This window comes from Spirosoma radiotolerans, assembly GCF_000974425.1.
GTDB lineage: Bacteria > Bacteroidota > Bacteroidia > Cytophagales > Spirosomataceae > Spirosoma > Spirosoma radiotolerans.
On record NZ_CP010429.1, the window covers coordinates 6,096,811 to 6,113,357 of the forward strand.

Annotated in this window: 8 protein-coding genes; 7 read left to right on the forward strand and 1 reads right to left on the reverse strand. The window is 50.7% G+C overall.

Annotated elements, in window-relative coordinates:
- Positions 1-87 precede the first annotated feature (87 nt).
- From SD10_RS24715 to SD10_RS24745, 7 genes are all read left to right on the forward strand, one after another.
- A complete protein-coding gene (locus SD10_RS24715; RefSeq protein ID WP_046580113.1) occupies positions 88-2,511 on the forward strand; it encodes an ABC transporter permease in 2,424 nt (807 codons plus the stop codon).
- A 12-nt stretch (positions 2,512-2,523) separates the two neighbouring features.
- Positions 2,524-4,914, forward strand: coding sequence for an ABC transporter permease (locus tag SD10_RS24720; RefSeq protein WP_046580115.1), 2,391 nt, complete (start codon positions 2,524-2,526; stop codon positions 4,912-4,914).
- 103 nt (positions 4,915-5,017) lie between these two features.
- The gene (locus tag SD10_RS24725; protein WP_046577627.1) at positions 5,018-7,444 is read left to right on the forward strand and encodes an ABC transporter permease; all 2,427 of its coding nucleotides are present in this window, start codon (positions 5,018-5,020) and stop codon (positions 7,442-7,444) included.
- A 114-nt stretch (positions 7,445-7,558) separates the two neighbouring features.
- Complete coding sequence (locus SD10_RS24730; RefSeq protein ID WP_046577629.1) at positions 7,559-10,012, forward strand: ABC transporter permease; 2,454 nt, start codon at positions 7,559-7,561, stop codon at positions 10,010-10,012.
- Positions 10,013-10,123: 111 nt separating this feature from the next.
- Positions 10,124-10,726, forward strand: a complete 603-nt coding sequence (locus SD10_RS24735; RefSeq protein WP_046577632.1) for a hypothetical protein — start codon at positions 10,124-10,126, stop codon at positions 10,724-10,726.
- 9 nt (positions 10,727-10,735) lie between these two features.
- Positions 10,736-13,126, forward strand: coding sequence for an ABC transporter permease (locus SD10_RS24740; RefSeq protein WP_046577634.1), 2,391 nt, complete (start codon positions 10,736-10,738; stop codon positions 13,124-13,126).
- A gap of 172 nt (positions 13,127-13,298) precedes the next feature.
- Positions 13,299-15,722, forward strand: coding sequence for an ABC transporter permease (locus SD10_RS24745; protein WP_046577637.1), 2,424 nt, complete (start codon positions 13,299-13,301; stop codon positions 15,720-15,722).
- A gap of 100 nt (positions 15,723-15,822) precedes the next feature.
- Here the strand turns inward: SD10_RS24745 and SD10_RS24750 are convergent, their stop codons facing one another.
- On the reverse strand, positions 15,823-16,257 hold the full coding sequence (locus SD10_RS24750) for a sugar O-acetyltransferase (RefSeq protein ID WP_316933120.1): 435 nt from the start codon (positions 16,255-16,257) through the stop codon (positions 15,823-15,825).
- Positions 16,258-16,547 lie beyond the last annotated feature (290 nt).

The window sequence follows — 16,547 nt, forward strand, 5'->3', positions numbered from 1 at the left end:
TATCGCGTCTCAGCACCCGGATGGCTTTTTACCCGGATGGTTTTTATTCCCAGAAATAGCCGCAAGGGATTGCGGCTCTACACAAACATGATCAAAAACTATTTCAAAATTTCCTGGCGGAACCTGATGAAAAACAAGGTTTTTTCATTCATCAACATTGTGGGTCTGGCCGTCGGAATGACCTGTTGTATTTTGATAGCGGCTTTTGTCACGGATGAACTGAGTTACGACCGCTATCCAACTCAGGCAAACCAGATGTATCGGGTGGAGCTTCATTTGACAGAAAATGGCGGCATTACGGATTTCTCCAATGTTGATGCGGCTGTCGGGCCGGGCATCCAGGCTGCATTCCCGGAGGTACTGGCGGTTACCCGGCTGGTACCGTGGAGCCAAGTATTTATGCGGTACCAGGAGAAGCAATTCAAGGAGCAATTCATTGCCATGGCCGACTCTAACTTTCTGCAGATGTTCTCTATTCCTTTGCTGGAGGGCGACGTAAAAACCGCCTTGAAAGAGCCCGGTTCCATTGTCATTACTAAAGCCTTTGCTCAAAAATATTTTGGTACAAGCCCGGCCATGGGTAAGGCTCTTCTCTTTGGCAAAGGGCAAGAGGTGCGAAAAGTGACCGGTATCATTGACCGAATCCCCGGCAACACGCACTTCCACTTCGACGCCTTTCTAAGTACAGCCGATATGCCTGTCAAGTCGCCAACCTGGAGCAATGTTGGGTTTTACACCTACATAGTCCTGAACAAAGGCACAGATGCCCAGAAGCTGGAAGCGAAGTTCCCCCAGCTGGTAGCGAAATACGTGGTGCCCGAAATAAAGGCGGACATGGGTGTTAGTCTGGCCGAAGCGCAGAAATCGGTGAACACGTTCCGATTTTTCCTGATGCCCTTGACCGATATTCATTTGCATTCGGCATCTAAATTTGAGTTGGCTGCTAACGGCGACATTAATTCGGTATACATATTCAGTATTCTGGCGGTTTTTATTCTGCTCCTGGCCATTGTCAATTTTACCAACTTATCGACAGCGGGTGCTGCGGGGCGCTCAAAAGAAATTGGCATTCGTAAAGTAATGGGCTCGGTCAAAACCCAGTTGATCAGGCAATTTCTACTTGAGTCTACATTGCTGACCTTCATTGCCCTGCTGCTGGCGGTTTTGGCCGTTGGTTTACTCTTGCCCTCCTTCAATGAATTGGCGGGAAAAGATATGTCGATTCGTACCTTACTGTCGGTGAAACATGTTGGTATTCTGCTGGCATTTGGCCTTTTCGTCGGTATTCTGGCGGGTGCTTACCCGGCATTTCTGCTCTCTTTCTCAAAAATAACGACGATTTTAAAAGGCGGATCAGCGGTGCAAACCAGTCGCAGAAGCAGCCTCAGGAGTGGCCTGGTGGTGTTCCAGTTCGCCGTTTCCGGAACGTTGATCGTGGCCACGATGGTAACCTACCAACAGTTGCATTTCATGCAAAACAAGAAAGTTGGCTTCGATAAAGACCAGGTGCTGGTGATTCAGGACTCGTATATGCTGGGGCAAAACGAGCCCGTTTTCAAACAGCAGCTTCAGCAAGATAGCCGCGTTATTCAAGCCAGCCTTTCTGGCAACATCCCGGTTGGCATGAACAATATGGATGGGTCCGTGATCTACGCCAAACGGGAAAACGACACGAAAGGCCACGCCGAAATTACTACCAACATTTATCATGTCGACGAGGAATACCTTAAAACGCTGGGCATGGAATTGAAAGAAGGCCGGTCTTTTTCCAAAGAATTTTCAACCGATTCAACAGCCGCCGTTATCAATGAAACGGCGGTTCGTGAGTTAGGGCTGGGAAATACCAGTCCGATTGGCAAAACAATTGTTCGTTCCGGACAACATGAGTTCACCATCATTGGCGTTGTGAAAGACTTTCATTATGCCTCGGCCCGGCAAAAAATAGCTCCTCTGATGATGCTCCTCGGACGAAACTCTGGCGCTATCATCGTGAAAGTTAAAGCGGCCGATGTTTCTGATATCATCACTTCATTTAGAAAACAATGGGAATCATTTAACCCACCGGCTCCGTTCACGTATTCATTTCTGGACGATCGGTTTGCGTTTCTCTACAAAGCAGAACAGAAAACGAGTCAGCTGTTTACAGTTTTTGCCGTGATCTCTATTGTCATTGCCTGCCTGGGTCTGTTTGGTCTGGCCGCGTTCACGGCCGAACAACGGACCAAAGAAATCGGTGTTCGAAAAGTACTGGGCGCATCCGTTGTCAGCATCATTGCACTCCTTTCCGGGGATTTTTTAAAGCTGGTGCTGATCGCTATTGTTCTGGCCGTACCTATTGCCTGGTTTGCCATGGATCGCTGGCTAGAAGATTTCGCCTACCGGATTGATCTTTCGTGGTGGATGTTTGCCCTGGCAGGATTGCTGGCAGTAGGCATTGCTTTACTGACGATCAGTTTCCAAAGTATAAAGGCCGCCCTGATGGATCCGGTAAAATCGCTGCGAAGCGAATAAATGCCCCGCATTATGTTATCAAACTATCTGAAAATCGCCTGGCGAAACCTGGTTCGCAATAAACTATATAGCGCCCTCACGCTGTTGGGTTTGGTTAGTGGAATGGTCGGCGCTATTCTGCTGGGGCTCTACGCTTATGACGAACTCACGTTCGACGGATACCATGCCCGTGCAGCTGATATTTACCGGCTAAACCTGCATGTCAAATGGGGCGATAATGATCTGAATCTGGGGGTTGTTTCAGCGCCAATGGGACCAGCCCTTCAACAGGAATATCCCGAAGTCAGTCATGTACTGCGGGTTAAACCCGGCCACGAAATTTTGTTCCGAATTGGTGAGAAAGCGCTTTACGTTAAGAATGTCATTTACGCCGATTCGACTTTGTTTTCGTTCTTCGATTATTCATTTCTCGATGGCAATCCTCGGCTGTCTTTGTTAAAACCGAACAGCGTTGTGCTGACTCAGACACTGGCCATGTCGCTATTTGGCAAAACGGAGGGGTTATTGGGTAAGATAGTCAACGTAAAAGACGAGCACCCGCTGACCGTGGTGGGGGTGATTCGCGATACTCCAACGAATCACCACCTGAAATTTGGCGCTATTCTGCCTTATAGCAATACCCCGCTCAATGGCATTCAGCCAGACAAATGGGACAACTTTGGCTCAGCTACCTATTTGATGCTTCACCCCAATGGTGATTCACAAAAGCTGGCTCGTAAAATGCCCGCTTTCTATAAAAAGTACATTGCCCGGGCCATCGGCGATGAGACGGGAAAGGGGGTTACGTTCGATATTGCGTTACAGCCGTTGACACGTATGCACCTTTTTTCGAGCCACCTGATGGGAGAAGAAAATGTAGGTAATATGGCTTACGTCTACACGTTCTCAGCCATTGGCTTGTTCATTCTGCTGATTGCCATTGTCAATTACATTAACCTCGCAACGGCGCGGTCGGCCGGCCGAGCCCGTGAAATCGGCATCCGAAAGGCCGTCGGTTCGTTGCGTCTTCAGTTAGTTGGCCAATTCTTGTCTGAGTCGATCCTGTTGTCGTTACTGGCGCTTGTGGTTAGTCTGCTCCTGTTAAATGGTCTGCTTCCACTTTTCAACTACGTAACGGATAAAACACTGACTATTGACTTCTGGAGCATCAGGACGCTTGGTTTGTTGCTCGGCTTCAGTTTGGTGGTTGGCTTAGTGGGTGGGCTTTATCCAGCTTTTGTACTCTCCCGTTTCAATCCTACCGCCGTTCTGAAAGGAACCTTCTCGACCAGTGGCAAAGGCGTTTTTTTACGTAAATCACTGGTCGTCTTACAGTTTACAATTTCGATTGTCATGATCGTGGGAACGGTCGTTGTTTATCGCCAACTACAATACATGCGGCATACACAACTGGGATTCAACCAGGAACAGGTTATGGTGCTTTCGCTCAAAGCGCCAACGGCTCAACGATCAGCCAATGTTTTGAAAGATAGGCTATTACAAAATTCTATTATTAAAGGTGCTACGCTAACCGATGGGTCAATAGGTGGTGAACTAAACGACAAATCCACATTTGATTTCTATGCCAGTGGTAAAGAGCAACCCGTTAGTACAGAATACTTCTCCGTGGATCGCGATTTTCTCAACGTCTTGCAGATTAAGTTGAAAGAAGGCCGAAATTTTTCGGCTGACTTAGCCAGCGATTCGACAGGAGCGGTACTCGTTAACGAAGCCATGCTTAAAAGACTGGGCTGGAAATCCTTTAAAGATGGTCTGGTAGAATTTGATTCGAAGCGGATACCCATTACCGGCGTTATTCACGATTTTCATTTACGTTCGCTGCGTAACCAGATAGAGCCGCTAGTTCTGGTTACGCATGCGGATCGGGGCGACAAGCTTTTCGTGCGAGTTGCGGCACAGCAAATACCCGACGCGTTGGCGTATGTTAGCACCGTTTATAAACAGGTTAACCCGAACCAACCCTTTGAGTACACCTTTCTGGACCAAACATTTGCCCAACAGTACCGGTCCGACGAGCGTCAAGGCAATCTGTTTCTGGCTTTTTCGGGCCTGGCTATTTTCATTGCCTGTCTGGGCTTGTTTGGTCTGGCTACGTTCACGGCTGAACAACGGACTAAAGAGGTTGGGGTTCGGAAAGTGCTGGGCGCGTCAGTTACCAGCCTTGTTACGTTACTTTCCAAAGATTTCCTGAAGCTGGTGTTCATCGCTATTGTCCTGGCGATTCCGATAGCCTGGTATATTATGAGCCGCTGGCTGGGGGAATTTGCCTACAAAATCAACATCGAATGGTGGATGTTTGTGGTAGCCGCCCTTCTGGCAATCGGCATTGCCTTGCTGACGGTCAGTTTCCAAAGCATCAAGGCGGCCCTGATGAACCCCGTCAACTCATTACGATCCGAATAATGTAGAGACGCGATCGTTCGCGTCTCAGCACCCAACTGGCTTTTGACCCGAATGGGTTTATTGCCTAAAACAGCCGAAAGGTATTGCGTCACTACCTACACGTATGCTACGAAACTATATCAAAATCGCCCTGCGAATTTTCAGGAAAGACACCACGTTCACGCTCATCAACGTGGTGGGGCTAGCCACCGGTTTGGCCGTGGCGCTGCTCATTATCCAGTATGTGCGGTTCGAGTTGAGCTATGAGAACACCAACCCGCTGGCTGACCGGATTGTGCGACTCACCATCGACTACATGAACGGTGGCTCGGTCGACGCACAGGACACGGAAACCAATCCTCCACTTGGGCCTAAAGCGAAGCGGGAAATGAGTGAAGTCGTCAATTTCACCCGCGCTTATCCCATTGGTGAGCCCATGTTAACGGTTCAGATTGGCGATACGTATTACCTGGTCGATAATGTCTTCGCCGTCGATTCTTCCTTTTTCTCGATGTTCAATTACGCGCTACTCCGGGGAAGCCGAACCAATCTCTTTACCAAGCCCCGGCAGGTTGTGCTGACAGAAAAAATGGCGCTGACCTACTTCAATACGCTCGATGTAGTGGGCAAAACCCTGAAAATCCCAAGATCGGAAAGCAGCGTTCTATTCGAAATAGTAGGCGTCGTACCGAATAGTCCAGCTAACACACACTTGAAATTTGATATGCTTTTCTCGTATCCGACGATGCTGTCGGACTTTGGTGAACAGGAAGACAACTGGGATGGAAACAATACCCTCACCTATGTGCAACTAGCCGATAACGCCCGTTATGAAGGGTTCACAAAATCGCTGGTGGCCCTCAATAACCGATTGATTCGCGAAAAGAAGGTCAGAAATCACCGGATGATCGGCCAGAAAATCAGCGACATTCACCTCTACTCGCATAAGAACTTCGAAACCGAACCGAATGGCGACGCCCGGTCCGTGTACTTTCTGCTGGGCGTGGCGCTCCTGGTGCTCTTCAGTGCCTTTGTCAATTACGTGAATCTGACCACCGCCAAAGCCCTCGACCGAGCACGGGAAATTGGCATGAGAAAGGTCGTTGGCTCGACCCAGATCCAGATAAGACTACAAATCTTCACAGAAACCGTTCTGGTCAATATTGTTGCCGGAATCCTGGCCGTGGGATTAGTCGGTGCGCTGCGGTCGGTGTTTGTTGAGGTGGCGGGCCTGCCCGATGGCTTTACCGTATTCGGGGACGTATTTTTCTGGGAGAGCGTTGGGGCGTTTTTAGTACTAAGTGTTGCCTTATCGGGCTTTTATCCAGCTTTTGTTCTGTCTTCGTTCGATCCGATTACCGTTCTCAAAGGTAATTTTTCGCGCTCTGGCAAAGGGACGTTGCTGCGCAAGTCGCTCGTGGTTTTTCAATTCGCCATTACCCTGATTCTGCTGGTACAAACGTTCGCCGTTTATCAGCAGGTCAATTTTCTACGGAAACAAAACCTGGGGGTGAACATTGATCGCACGCTTGTGGTAAAAGCGCCGGTGGGAAGCAAGGCGCAGCAGGATTACGGAGCGTTTCGGCAAATGCTGATCGATCAGGCACAGGTAAAGGCCGTATCTCTGTCCGGTACCGTACCGGGCATGGGATCGACCCAGATGAATACGACAACGGGTATTAATTTATCGGACGTCGACAAAAAAACCTCCTACAATTATTACCTGACTCAGATAGACACCTCGTTTATTGACCTGATGGGTATCAAGTTGCTGGCGGGCAGAAACTTCGATGCTACCACCCGGCCCGGCTTTTCGGATACAACTGATCGGCAACTTATTGTCAATGAGGAAACCCTCCGGCTCTGGGAAATCCCGACACCCGCACAAGCCATTGGCAGACGGGTAGACCTCTGGGGGCGCAAGGCAACGATTCGGGGCGTTGTCAAAAATTACCACTACGAATCGCCCAAGGCGGCCTACATTCCGATCATCCATATGTATTCGCCCAACTTCGATTCATTCGCCAGCGTAAAGTTTGCCGGGGGAAATTCCAAGGAACAACTCGCGACATTGAAGAAGGTATACGAGGCTAATTTTCCCTATTCGCCGTTTAGCTATTTCTTCATGGACAGTGAATATGATAAACAATACAAAGCCGACGACCGCTTTCAGCAGGTGTTTGGCGCCCTGACGGGCTTCGCCATTCTGATCTCCTGCTTAGGCCTGTTCGGCCTGGCCACGTTCACCGTTTCTAAACGAACGAAGGAGATTGGCATTCGCAAAGTCATTGGCGCCAGTACAACAAACCTGATGATTTTACTCTCGACCGATTTTATACGAACGGTCCTGTTCTCCATACTAATCGGCCTGCCGATTACCTATTTTTTAGTCAAAATGTGGCTGGCCAGTTACGCGGCCCGCATCGAGCTAGACTGGTGGCTTTTTGCTGCACCCGCCCTTCTTGTCCTGTTACTGGTAGTGGTATCCGTTGGTGGCAAAACGATTTCGACTGCCCTGATGAACCCCGTTAAATCGTTGCGATCGGAATAAACTTGTAGAGCCGCGACCCTTCGCGGCTCAGCAACCGGATGGTTTTGTAGATACTAAAATTGCTGACGCACAGGAGCCGCAAGAGATTGCGGCTCTACACAAATACCCAACATTATGTTTAAAAGCTATTTTACGACCGCCCTCCGCGCCCTGAAGCGCAACTGGAGTTATTCGATCATCAACGTGCTGGGGCTAACACTCAGCCTGGCCTGCTGTCTGCTCTTGTTTCTGGCCATTCGCTATGAACTAAGCTTCGACAAGCACAATGCACACGCGGAGCAAACCTACCGGCTAATTTCGGGCAATAGACAATCAACGGAAGACCGCTGGCAGGCTGGCCTTCCACTTCCGGCGCTACCGGCTCTCCGAAACGATTTCCCATCGTTGAAACACGATGTAACAATGGTTTATCGATTGGCGAATGTGGTTGTCAGCGTGCGGGGGAGAGCGAATGTAGCGACTAAAAAATTTCAGGAAGGTGATGGCGTCATCGCCTTCGCGGAGCCCGAATACTTCCGCCTGTTCGACTACACCTGGAAAAACGGCAGTCCGCAAACATCGCTCAACAATCCCAATACAGTTGTGTTGAGCGAGCGTATGGCTGAAAAATACTTTGGTGCAGGCAATCCAATTGGTAAAACCCTCCGGGTTGAAAACAAGACCGATTTTGTCGTAACGGGTGTGGTGCAGGAGCCGCCCACCACGAGTAGCGTGCCCTTCAGTGTCCTGTTGTCGTTTGCTTCCCTAAAACAGTTTGGCGCCAGCACCAACTGGGACGACTGGCAGTCGACATACGGTGGGGCGCAGATCTATCTGAAGCTGCCCAATGCCCCAGCTGATCAACCGATGGCTGCCGCCCAGATGGACAAACAACTGGCTGCCTTCGTCAGCAAATACCACAAACCCGATGATGCTCGTGACCTGATCTACGCGTTGCAACCGCTGACCAGCATTCACTTCGACACGCGTACCGACAATTATGCCAAACGGACGGTCAGCAAGGAAATGATCTGGGCAATGGCGCTAATTGGCCTGTTTATCCTCGTCACAGCTTGTGTCAACTTTGTGAATCTGGCTACTGCGCAGGCCATTCGGCGGGCCAAAGAAGTAGGCGTTCGGAAAGTGCTGGGCAGTTCGCGTGGTCAACTGGTTCGTCAGTTCCTGGGTGAAACCGGCGTGCTGACAGCCCTGTCGATGGTGTTGGCCTTTATCGTTGCACAGGCATCACTACCGTATGTGGGCGAGTTACTCAACATAAAGCCGGGGGGCGCAACATTGTTCGACCCAACCGTTATCTTCTTTCTGTGTGTCCTGGGGATACTGACCACCACACTGGCAGGCTTTTATCCGGCCCTGGTCCTGTCGGGTTACCAACCCATTTTGGCGTTGAAAGGAAAGATCCGGGCATCGGGTCGGGGCAACGCGCAGCTATCGCTCCGCCGGGGATTAATTGTGGGGCAATTTGCCATTTCACAATTGCTCATTATTGGAACGATCATTGCCTACAGCCAGATGAAGTACTTCCGCTCAGCTGATTTAGGCTACAGCCGGGATGCCGTGCTAACGGTGCTGATACCGGAGAAAAAGCCCGGTCAGCTCGAAAGTCTGAAAGCGAAACTGACGGGTCTACCCGGTATACAGTCCATGAGTTTTGCCATGACAACACCGTCCTCAAGCAGCAACTGGACAACGGGGTTTCGCTTCGGTAACTCAGACAAAGAACCCGACTATGGTGTGCTGATGCGCCCGGCCGATACCGCCTACGTGCATACCTACGGCCTCAGGCTGCTGGCCGGACGCATGTACCAGCCCGCCGACACCATCCGGGAGCTGGTAATCAATGAGGCTTTTATGAAACGGCTCGGTTTCCAGAAGCCCGAGCAGGTGATTGGCAAGTTGATGACGGTGAACGGCGAAGAAATGAAAAAGCCCATTGTTGGCGTCGTCAAAGATTTCAACGCGTTTTCACTGCATCAGCACATCGAACCCAGTGTGTTGACCTCTTACCGCGATCAATACCGGAGTCTGGGAATTAAACTAGCCGCGGGCCAAACCAGCCCTGAAGCCATCAGCCAACTCCTGAAAACGATCGAAACGCACTGGAACGCCACCTTCCCCGACTTTGTCTTTAAATACAGTTTTCTGGACGAAACACTTGCCAATTTCTACAAGACCGAAGAACGGATGTACCTGCTGTTCCAGTTGCTGGCGGGGATTGCCATCTTCATTGGCTGTCTGGGTTTGTATGGCGTGGTCGCTTTTATGGCCGAAACCCGAACCAAGGAAGTGGGTATCCGCAAAGCCCTGGGCGCTTCGACGGCTCATATCTTTGGCTTGTTCACCTTCGATTTCGTTAAGCTGGTGCTGGTAGCGCTGGTACTGAGTTCGCCCATAGCCTGGTACGTTATGAATCAATGGCTCCAGAAGTTTGCTTACAAAATCGACATAGCCTGGTGGATGTTTGCGCTAGCGGGCCTGCTGGCCGTAGGCGTTGCGTTGCTAACAGTGAGTTTCCAGAGCATCAAAGCCGCCCTGATGAACCCAGTCAAAAGTTTACGGAGTGAGTGAGGTATGGAGCAACGTAAAGCAGAATTTGGTGTCTGTTAGCTAATAACTGCCTTCGCGCCTGATCCATTGACTTTGGGGCAGCTTATCGAAACCGACCAATCAATAACCAACATGAAAACGCTCGCAACCACTTTACTGGCCTTTACCACATCGCTGGCTCTTGCCCAGCATTCATCCATCAGCCGGAGCATCAACGACGACGGCAAAACGCTATCGATCCGGATAAAAGGCACCGTCGACGATAAGCCGATTGATTATGATCGCACCTTCGATGTGTCCAGTTTGAACAAAGCCGAGCGAAACGCCCTGCGCGAACACATTCTGGATTCACTGAATGTGGCCGTTCCTGAACCACCCCGGCCGCCCGTTGCTCCGCGTGCCGCGCTGGTTCCACGCACGCCGGGTGTTCCCAAGCCCCCTACGCCACCTCGTCAGCCAGAGTCGATTGACATCAACAGCAGTGATCAGACGATTGTATCGATCAACAATGGCGATAACATGACGGTGGCCGTGGGTGGAAAACAACCCTATACTAAAGAGGTGAACTACAATTCAGAATCGGGGCAGTTGCACCTGCGCTATCGGTTCCGGAAAGATGGTGACGATTTTACCTACGACCGAACCCTCGATGCACAAAATAAATCGCAGCAGGAGCGGCAACGCATCATCGACACTATTGAGAAAGAAATAGGCGTGCCCACAACCCGAAAATAACGAACCCCGATGCTGACGAACTACATCAAAATTGCCTGGCGAAACCTCATTCGCAACAAAGCCTTTTCGGCGATCAATATTCTGGGATTGGCGCTGGGTATGGGCTGTAGTTTGCTCATTTTCCTGTGGATTCAGGACGAGCTAAGCATAGACCGCTACCATGCAAACGGCCCGTATCTATACAACGTTATGCAACGGCAGTTCTACGACGGACAGGTGCAGACAGGCCGATTTACGCCCGGCATATTAGCCGATGAACTGAAAAGGCAGTTCCCGGAAGTCGTGTATGCAGCTGGCTATACGGGATGGGCCGCCAATGTAACGTTTGCCGCTGGTGAGAAGATCAACAAAGAAACAGGCCATTGGGCAGGTGCGGACTGGTTCAAGATGCTCAGCATTCCCCTGCTGGCCGGTACGCCTGCCACGGCCCTGAATTCGCCAAACAGCCTGGCCATCTCCCGGAAAGTAGCCGAGTTTTATTTCGGCAATCCTGTGGCGGCTCTTGGCAAAAGCATTCGTATCGATAACAAGAACGATTACCAGGTTACGGCTGTCTTCGAAAACCTGCCTGAAACCTCGTCCGACAGCTACGACTTCCTGCTGAACTGGTACGACTGTCTGACGCGGAATCCATGGATGAAAGAGTGGGGCAATAATGGCCCCCACACGCGCATCATGCTTCGCTCCGACAACAATGGCGGACAGGTCAACATAGCTGCTTTTGAGACCAAGCTGAAACCCTTTCTGAGGAAGTATAATAAAGACATTGGCAAAAGTTTCGATGCCCAGCTCTTTTTACAAGCTTACCCGGACGGGTACCTGTATTCGAACTTCAAGAATGGCCAACAGGATGGCGGTCGTATCGAGTATGTGCGTTTGTTTGCCATTGTCGCTGTCTTCCTATTGCTGATCGCCTGCATCAATTTTATGAATCTGGCCACCGCCCGCTCCGTCAAACGCGCTCGGGAGGTAGGCGTTCGGAAAGTTATTGGCGCAGTCCGGAGCATCCTGGCGGGTCAGTTTATCGGGGAGGCTTTATTGTTTACGGTGCTGGCTTTAGGCATTGCCTTATTCCTGGTTTTCCTGGCGCTTCCCTCCTTTAATTCGCTGACGGGCAAACACATCAGTTTGCAAACCATACAGCCTTCCTTTTGGGTGGGTCTGGTTGTCATGACGCTGCTTACCGGGCTACTAGCGGGTAGTTATCCAGCGCTGTTTCTGTCATCGCTGGAGCCAGTGCGGGTCTTAAAAGGCACCCTAAAATTCGGAGCCGGGGCCCGGTTCTTTCGGCAGGGGCTGGTCGTATTTCAGTTTGTGCTGTCCATGCTGCTCATCGCAGGGACGATCATCGTGTATCGGCAGGTTAACTACGTGCAAACGACTAACCTTGGCTACGAGCGGGAGAATTTGATTTACGTTCCAGTGGAGGGCGAACTCACCAGTCAGTCGAACTACAAAACATTTAAAGATGAGTTGCTTCGGCAACCTGGTATCCTGGCGGTATCGTCCATGCAGGAGGCCCCGACCAACATCGGCAGTAGCACCGGCGGGGTAACCTGGCCGGGAAAAGACCCGAATGTGAATATTGAAATCACCCAGACAGCCGCGGGGTATGACCTCATGAAAACGCTGAAGGTGAAACTGACCGGCCGGGACTTCTCCCCCGAATTTGGAACCGACACGACCAACTACCTCATCAACGAAGCGACCGCCAAACGCATTGGCTATAAAAACCCAGTGGGGCAGCCAATTACCATGTGGGGCAAACCGGGGAAGATCATCGGCGTCATGCAGGATTTTCATTTTCAGTCGCTGCACATTCCCATTGCGCCCCTGATCATCCGGTTAAGCACTGAACCTGGCTCACAGAATTTCCTCATTCGGACGCAACCGGGACAAACCACGCAGGCACTGGCCAGTATCGAAAGCTTGTGGAAGCAGATGAACCCGAAGTTTCCGTTTGCCTACCGCTTTGCTGATGATGAATACCAGAAGCTGTACAAGAGCGAAACCGTTGTGGGCAGTCTGGCCAATTACTTTGCGTTCCTGGCTATTTTCATTTCCTGTTTAGGTCTGTTTGGGCTCTCGGCGTTTACAGCCGAACAGCGCACTAAAGAAATCGGCGTGCGCAAAGTATTGGGCGCATCCGTAAGCAGTATTATTGGGTTACTTTCCAAAGATTTCCTGAAGCTGGTCTTGTTGGCGATTGCCATTGCGTCGCCACTGGCCTGGTATGCTATGAACGAGTGGTTGCAGGGCTTTGCGTACAAAGTAGCGTTATCGTGGTGGGTGTTCGCGCTGGCGGGCGTACTGGCTATCGGCATTGCGTTGCTCACCATTAGCTTTCAGAGCATCAAAGCGGCCCTGATGAATCCAGTGAAGAGTTTACGCAGCGAATAACACTTCACAATAGTATCTGATTACCCGTGTCCGCAACTGAACGAAAACCGTCCGTTTGCGGACACGGCTTGTTTCTGGCTAATTATAACTTAATGATAAACAGAAGATTGCAATCATGGTACGCCATTTGGGATACAGGGTTTAGTACATTGCCGGAAAACTACCGTGTCCCATGCTAACGAACTTCATTAAAATTGCCTGGCGGAATCTGATTCGCAACAAAGCCTTCTCAGCGATCAACATCATTGGGCTGGCGCTTGGCCTGGCAACCTGCATGCTCATTAGCCTGTTCGTGCTCGATGAACTGAGCTACGACCGATTCAATGAAAAAGCAGATCGTATTGTCAGGGTGTTCTTTCGAGGGTCTATGCAGGGCGGAAAGATGAACGAAGCCCATGTGATGCCACCCGTTGCCCAAACGCTTAAAGCAGATTACCCGGAAGTGCAGGAAGCAACACGCCTGCGCAAGGGTGGTTCACCCTTCATTACCTATGGCGATAAGACCTTCCGCGATGCCTCACTCGCCTATGTAGACTCCAACTTTTTCCAGATATTCACGTTCCCGCTTCTTCAGGGAGATGCCAAAACAGCCCTGGTACGCCCCAACACGGCGGTTATCACGCAGGAATTAGCCCATAAATATTTTGGTAATGCTGACCCGCTGGGCAAGGTTTTGACGATCAAAAGCTGGAATACAACATTTCAGGTGACGGGTGTAATTGACCGGATGCCAACGAATTCCCACATCCAGGCCGACTTCTTTGCCTCCATGGCGAGCTTTCCGGAAGCCAAGGCATCCTCCTGGATGACGTCCGAATTTTTTACCTATCTGGTCTTACCCAAAGGCTACGACTACAAACAACTCGAAGCCAAGCTGCCACAGGTGGTGGACAAATACATGGGGCCGCAAATCCAGCAGTCGTTTGGGATGAGCATGAGCCAGTTCCGGAAGAGGGGCAATGATCTTGGTTTGTTCTTACAGCCCCTGACGGACATTCACCTGTATTCGAGTTTTGCCTACGACCTCTCCCCTCCCGGCAACATTCAGTACGTCTACATTTTCGGGGCTATTGCCCTGTTCATGCTGGTGATTGCCTGTATCAACTTCATGAACCTATCCACGGCCGGAGCGGCCAAACGTGCCAAAGAAGTAGGTATTCGGAAGGTGCTCGGTTCGGTCAGACAAAGCCTGACCAGCCAGTTTCTGATCGAATCCATGTTGCTCACAGGTATTGCGTTATTACTGGCCACTGGCATCGTGTACGCGTCGCTGCCCACCTTCAACGAACTGGCCGGAAAAACGCTGACGATCAATTTCCTGGCGAATGCCTGGCTCTTACCGGGGCTGCTGCTTTTCGGGGTATTGGTCAGTGTGCTGGCCGGGAGCTACCCTGCCTTTTTCCTCTCGTCATTTAAGCCGGTGGCCGTACTGAAAGGCGCCAAGTTTACCGGTGATAGCAAAAGTATCGGCTTGCGGAGCGGGCTGGTCGTAGTTCAGTTTTTCATCTCGATCACTCTGATTGTCAGCACCACGGTGGTCTACCGCCAGCTTAGCTATATTCAAAACAAAAAGCTGGGCTACAACAAAGACCAGGTACTAGTATTGCCGGAAACCTGGCTGTTAGGAAAGAAAGAAGACGTGTTCCGCAGTCAGATCATGCAGGACCCCAGCGTACTGAATGTCAGCACATCGGGTTACCTGCCCGCTGGCCCCAGCAATAACAATAACTTCATGGTGTATCCCGAAGCGAATTCCACTCAATTGGTCAAAACGCTGCGGTATGATGTCGACTACAATTACATTCCAACCCTGGGTATGCAACTGGCCGCCGGACGAAATTTCTCTCAGGAATACGGTACTGACTCAGCTAGTGTCATTCTGAATGAAACAGCCGCCAAAACGCTAGGTTGGGGCGACAAAGCCATCGGGCACACCCTAACCAACACGAATAACGAAGGAAACAAAGGCACGTATCGGGTCATTGGTGTAGTCAAGGATTTCCATTTTAGATCGCTGCACGAGCGCATTTCGCCCCTGGTCATGGTGCTGGGCAATGCTACTGGTACGGTCATTGTGAAAGTAAAAACCAAAGACCTGACGGGCCTATTGGCCAATCTGAAAAAACAATGGAGCCAACTGGCGCCAGAGGCTCCATTTACCTACTCGTTTCTGGATGAACGCTTCAACGATACCTATCGGACGGAGCAAAAAATTGGGCAAATCCTGGGTTTGTTTGCGGGCCTGACCATTTTTGTCGCCTGCCTGGGCCTGTTCGGTCTGGCCACGTTCATGGCCGAGCAGCGCACCAAAGAAATTGGCGTACGGAAGGTCCTCGGTGCATCCGTCGCCAGTATCGTGGCCTTGCTCTCCAAAGATTTTCTGAAGCTGGTCGGGGTAGCGATCGTGCTCTCGGTACCCGTGGCCTGGTACGTCATGAATCGCTGGCTGCAGGATTTCGCCTATAAAATAGAGCTATCCTGGTGGGTGTTCGCCCTGGCCGGCGTGCTCGCCGTTAGTATTGCCTTGCTGACCGTAAGCTTCCAGAGCGTAAAAGCCGCCCTGATGAACCCGGTCAAAAGTTTGCGGAGTGAGTAAAGACACATATTTGCGTCTCCTGTGCGTCAGCAACACCATCCGGTCAGGAGACGCGATGGCGCAAGGCTCTGGCCTTGTGCCATCTGTATAAATAATAAAATCAATCCAATGTTCGAATGACGCGGCAGGGATTTCCAGCCGCAAATACAGTAGCGGGAATGTCTTTCGTAACCACGCTATCGGCTCCGATTGCTGTATTGTCGCCGATGGTAATAGGAGCGGCTAACTCCGGCCCCTTGATGCGCTCAGCCGCAATGACAGGATGGTAGGCTGCGTATAACTGAACATTGGGCGCACATTGAAAATTAATACCGATTGTGATCCGGGCGCAATCCAGAAAGATGCAGTTGAAGTTCAGAAATCCGTTTGCGCCGATACTACTATTTGACCCATAATCGCAATAAAACGGCGGCTGAATATTCAGGTTAGCACCCATGCCGCCCAACAATTGGCCCAGAATGGCTTGCCGCTCCGGCTCGGCATCGTAAGGCGTCCGATTAAACTCAGAGAACAACATCCGGGCCTTGGTTCGCATGCGAAGTAAGGTGCATCACTGGCGTCGTATAATTCGCCGGCCAGCATCTTTTCCAACTCTGTTTTCATATCGTTCGCGGTTCAGCCCGTAAACAGTAAAAGCCAAACGACATCAACTTGTTCGACTTTCGCCCGAAAGCAGCTACGTTGACAACCCTATCTGCAGACAAACAAAGTTGTCCGCAACTGTACAAAAACTTGTCCACATTCGGACATCGCGGATCATTCAGAATATTAACCACCTAATAGTCAGCAATTTATTATTGTGGTACAACTTTTGGCATACTATGC

Coding starts and splice junctions, on each gene's coding strand:
- SD10_RS24730 (WP_046577629.1), top strand. CDS start 7,559: ATGTTTAAAAGCTATTTTACGACCGCCCTCCGCGCCCTGAAGCGCAAC.
- SD10_RS24720 (WP_046580115.1), top strand. CDS start 2,524: ATGTTATCAAACTATCTGAAAATCGCCTGGCGAAACCTGGTTCGCAAT.
- SD10_RS24715 (WP_046580113.1), top strand. CDS start 88: ATGATCAAAAACTATTTCAAAATTTCCTGGCGGAACCTGATGAAAAAC.
- SD10_RS24735 (WP_046577632.1), top strand. CDS start 10,124: ATGAAAACGCTCGCAACCACTTTACTGGCCTTTACCACATCGCTGGCT.
- SD10_RS24725 (WP_046577627.1), top strand. CDS start 5,018: ATGCTACGAAACTATATCAAAATCGCCCTGCGAATTTTCAGGAAAGAC.
- SD10_RS24740 (WP_046577634.1), top strand. CDS start 10,736: ATGCTGACGAACTACATCAAAATTGCCTGGCGAAACCTCATTCGCAAC.
- SD10_RS24750 (WP_316933120.1), bottom strand. CDS start 16,257: ATGCGAACCAAGGCCCGGATGTTGTTCTCTGAGTTTAATCGGACGCCT.
- SD10_RS24745 (WP_046577637.1), top strand. CDS start 13,299: ATGCTAACGAACTTCATTAAAATTGCCTGGCGGAATCTGATTCGCAAC.